Genomic DNA, 4,233 nt, shown 5'->3' on the forward strand with positions numbered 1-4,233 from the left:
CAGTTCCAGATACGCATGCTCCGCCCGGGTCCGGCCGGCGGTACCCATCGCCTCCACAGTGCCCGGCCCTTCCCTCGATCCAGCAGGCCGGATCCCGGCCCCTCCCTAGATATATCAGACGTAGCACGAGTCGGCCCTTCCCAGCCTTGGTCATGCGGTAGTGGAACCCAGTGCGTTCCTCCGCGGCCCAAGCCTGGTAGATGTCAACCTTTTCAAAAAGCCGGCGGCCCTCAACCGGGACTGGACCTAAGGAGTCTTCTCGGCGCTGGGACTCGTCCAGGACCGCAGCACACGGACACCCGTCACGCCCGAATACCTGGGCAAACTCTAGACCAAACTGCTGCGGCTGGGCCTGCTGCCGTTCGTCACTGACAATCGCATCCACATGGTCCCGCCTGCCATCGTTACACCGGAAGAAGTAGCCCAGACGCTGTCTACTTACGACCAAGCGCTGGCGGCCGTCGCTCTGCGACTCTCATATGACCCGGTTGCACCTTCCACTAAGGAAGGTTCAACCATCCAGGAATCGAGTGGGTTATGTGCCGCACAAATCGAGCAAAGGTCCATAAGTGCTGGCATGCCCTTGTCGCAACAGCATGTTGAACTACATCCAAGCTGGCCCCCGTTGCCCATCGGCCTGGACGGCGGTGAGCTGCCGCTGCTTTACGGAATCGCCATTACCGGCGTCTCTCCGATGGGGATGGAAGGAGGGAAGCTGCGCCATTTAGCGTCCTGCACTGTCGCACCTACCCGCACTGCAATGGCAAGACATTTATATGGCTTCGGGCCGCGTCTTTAACAGCTTGACACCTAGCGTGGGAGACGTCACACTGTTGCACATGATGATTGTTGTTGCGTAATACGCACGTGAAGGACTGAACATGGAGACGCTTGCGGTGGTGAGAGCAGCCTCGGGTGATGTTTCGGCAGCTAAGCGGCCCGCCCCCGAGGCTTCACCGGCTGCGCCCATTATTTGCCACAAAAAGCACCATCCGTACGACAGGCCCCTACTGCTCATTGGTCCTCCCTAATCTCGCGACTACAACATCTCGACAACACCAGTTGCCCCCACTAACTCCATAATCCCCACCAATCGCACACTTCCAGTCCTCCCGGGAGAAAAAATGTCCGCTCCAGTGAACGTGCCCCTCAACTCACGCGGAAAACTCGCTACATCATTGCCGGCAGAGCAGCTGGCGGAAATCGCCGAGCTGTTTGCGTTCCGCCGCACGGGATATTCCCTCGACGCCCCCTTCTACACCGACCCGACGATTTTCAAGATCGACATGGAGGCCATTTTTGGCCAGCACTGGATCTTTGCCGCCAGCGTCGCCGAACTGCCGGAGCCGGGCGACTACGTCACCGTCGACTACGGGCCCTACTCCCTGATCGTGCTGCACAACGACGATGGCGACGTCAACGTCCTGCACAACGTGTGCCGCCACCGCGGCGCCCGCGTCCTGACTGAATCCGCCGGCTCAACCGGAAATCTGGTGTGCGGCTATCACTCCTGGACCTACTCGCCCAGCGGCGACTTGATCCACGCCTCGGCACCGGGAGAAGCGAAGTTCGACAAGAACTGTTTCGCCCTCAAGCGCGCCCACAGCCGCGTGGTCGCCGGACTCATCTTCGTCTGCATTGCGGACGAACCGCCGGCAGACTTCGACGAAACCTCAAAGATCTTTGAGCCCTACCTCGCCCCCCACGATCTGTCGAAGACGAAAATCGCCTACCAGCAGAACATCATCGAAGAGGGCAACTGGAAGCTCGTCATGGAGAACAACCGTGAGTGCTACCACTGCGACGGCCACCCTGAACTCGCCTGCTCCCTCTTCCCGACGTGGGGCCTGACGGAGGGCCTGATTCCGCCCCACCTCGAGGAAGTGTGGGACCGCAACAAGGAAGCCCAGTCCTCCCTTGAGGAGCGTTGCCGCCGCTACGGCCTGCCCTACGAGGTGGTCGAGGAGCTTGACACGCGCATCGCGGGAATCCGCATCTCACGTGAATCACTGGACGGAGAAGGCGAATCGTTCTCGGCCGATGGGCGCAGGCTTTCCAAGAAGCTGCTCGGCGACCTGCCGGACTTCCGCCTTGGCCGCTGCTCGATGCACCTGCAGCCCAACAGCTGGTTCCATTTCCTCGGGGACCACGTCATCACGTTCGGTGTCTTCCCCATCAACGAACACCAGTCGCTGGTACGCACCACCTGGCTGGTGGCTGACGACGCCGAGGAAGGCGTCGATTACGACCTGGAGAAACTCACCTATACCTGGAAGCAGACAAACCTGCAGGACAAGGCGTTCGTGGAGCTGTGCCAGAAGGGTGCCGGCAGCCCCGCCTACGAGCCCGGCCCGTACATGAAGAGCGAATACCAGGTCGAAGCGTTCATTAACTGGTACGTGCAGCGCGTACAGGAGCACTTGGCATGACTGAACTCGTCACTGAGACGGTGATCCAGGAACCACAGCGCATCCGTGGTCTTGAGATGCCGTGGAACAGGGTGATGGGCAGCACCGAGGGACCCGCCCGCGCCGCCCACGCCTTGGGTCCCTGGCATCCGCAGGAGTTCATGGCCGAATGTGTCGAGACCGTACCCGAAGCGGGCGGCATGATGACCTTCGTGTTCCGCCGCTGCGACGGTGCGCCCCTGGCGTTCCGTGCGGGTCAGTACGTAAACATCGCCTTTCCCGTGAATGGCGAGGACCAGGAACCGGTAGACCGCAGCTACTCGCTGTCCAGTTCGCCTACCCAGCCCTGGACCTTCAGCGTCACCGTCAAATGCGACCCCACAGGACTCGTCTCCCCGTGGGTGCACCAGAACGTCAAACCCGGCACCGTCCTGGACATGCTGGGGCCGGTCGGGGCGTTCCACCTGCCCGATGCCGACCGGCGGGCGCGTTACCTCTTGCTGGCCGCCGGCGCGGGCATCACCCCCATCATGTCCATGGTGCGGACCATCCACTCCCTGCCCGGACACGCCGACGTCGTGGTGCTCTACCATGGAGCCGAGGCCGGAGGTTTCGCCTTCCATCAGGAGCTGGCCTACATCGCCTCCGTGGACTCGCGCGTCAAGGTCTTCTACTCCCTGGGCGACCGCAGCAAACCCGACGGGTGGGAAGGGCTCAGCGGAAGGCTGACGGCAGCGATGATCGACCAGGTGGCACCCGATGCCAACGGCCGCCAGGTCTATGCCTGCGGCCCCGAGGGTTACCTGAACAGCGCCACCGAGCTCCTCAAGAAGGTCGGCGTCGACGACACCTCCATCTACATGGAGTTCTTCTCGGGAGATCGCCAGACACTCCTTGAGTACCAGGCAGAGATCGCGCTTGCAGCGGACATTGCCGAGGAAATCGCGGAGGAAATTGAAGATTCCGCCGAGGACTACTATGACAGCCAGCCCAGGGAGTTCGGGCTCTACGAGCCCGGCTACGACGCCGAGGGAACCCTGAAGGCCACGGGGCTGCCGCTGGAAACCGTCGACCCGGACGCGCCCGGTTCCGAAGACGGCAGTTCGGGTGTGGGAGAGGAGCCCGGTTCCTCTGATGCCTCGAGTTTTGACACGGTGGGAACGGGAAGCCTGACCCTGTCCTTTATGCGTACCGGCATCAATGTTCGGATTGACCCCGACGAACACATCCTCGAGGTGGCCCAGCGTGCGGGCGTCAGGATCGGTGCGAACTGCAAGGAAGGCATGTGCGGCTCCTGCAAGGTCGTCAAGCTTTCAGGGGAGGTCGAGATGAACCACCAGGGCGGGATCCGGGCACGGGAAATCGATGCTGGCAAGTTCCTGCCCTGCTGCTCGACCGCGCGCACCGATATGGTGATCGATGCCTAGCCGCCTTTAACTGCTCTGGGCCGAACAGCTAAGGGATGGTTTTCATGGCAAGGAGACAGGGGCCTACGGGAATGCCGCACGTGGTATTCCCGTAGGCCCCTGTCGGTCCGTGGGCTCCCCGACCAAGTCGCACCTTCCCGGAACATGAACGCACCACCAACTGGAGGGCATGTGCGATCGGATGTAAGGCCGGTGGTTCTGGTTGGTGCACTCCTTCAACGACCTGCCTCAGAACACGGCCTTTATGTAGCCGGACTTGTTGATTCCGGAGAACTGGCCCTCAGAGATTTTTTGTCCACTTAAGCCACACCCCAATCTGAGGGGACTGCCCCGGGTTTGGTTGACTCTCGGGGTTGATGGTTTTCATGCGGCTCGAAGGCCGGTTTGTATTGTCTCAA

Annotated in this window: 2 protein-coding genes; both read left to right on the top strand. The window is 61.5% G+C overall.

The window, feature by feature from the left end; translation table 11 throughout:
* The first annotated feature begins 1,124 nt into the window (after window positions 1–1,124).
* Entirely contained in the window at window positions 1,125–2,429 is a 1,305-nt protein-coding gene (locus ACFQ36_RS21110) for an SRPBCC family protein (protein WP_377017247.1), read from the top strand.
* Window positions 2,426–3,835, top strand: coding sequence for a ferredoxin reductase (locus ACFQ36_RS21115; protein WP_377017249.1), 1,410 nt, complete (start codon window positions 2,426–2,428; stop codon window positions 3,833–3,835). Before ACFQ36_RS21110 ends, ACFQ36_RS21115 begins: the two co-directional genes overlap by 4 nt.
* Window positions 3,836–4,233 lie beyond the last annotated feature (398 nt).

Source organism: Arthrobacter sp. GCM10027362 (assembly GCF_042679445.1).
Lineage (GTDB): Bacteria > Actinomycetota > Actinomycetes > Actinomycetales > Micrococcaceae > Crystallibacter.

What these genes read in the sequence shown, in the direction of transcription:
- ACFQ36_RS21115 (WP_377017249.1), top strand. Translation starts at nt 2,426, where the DNA reads ATGACTGAACTCGTCACTGAGACGGTGATCCAGGAACCACAGCGCATC.
- ACFQ36_RS21110 (WP_377017247.1), top strand. Translation starts at nt 1,125, where the DNA reads ATGTCCGCTCCAGTGAACGTGCCCCTCAACTCACGCGGAAAACTCGCT.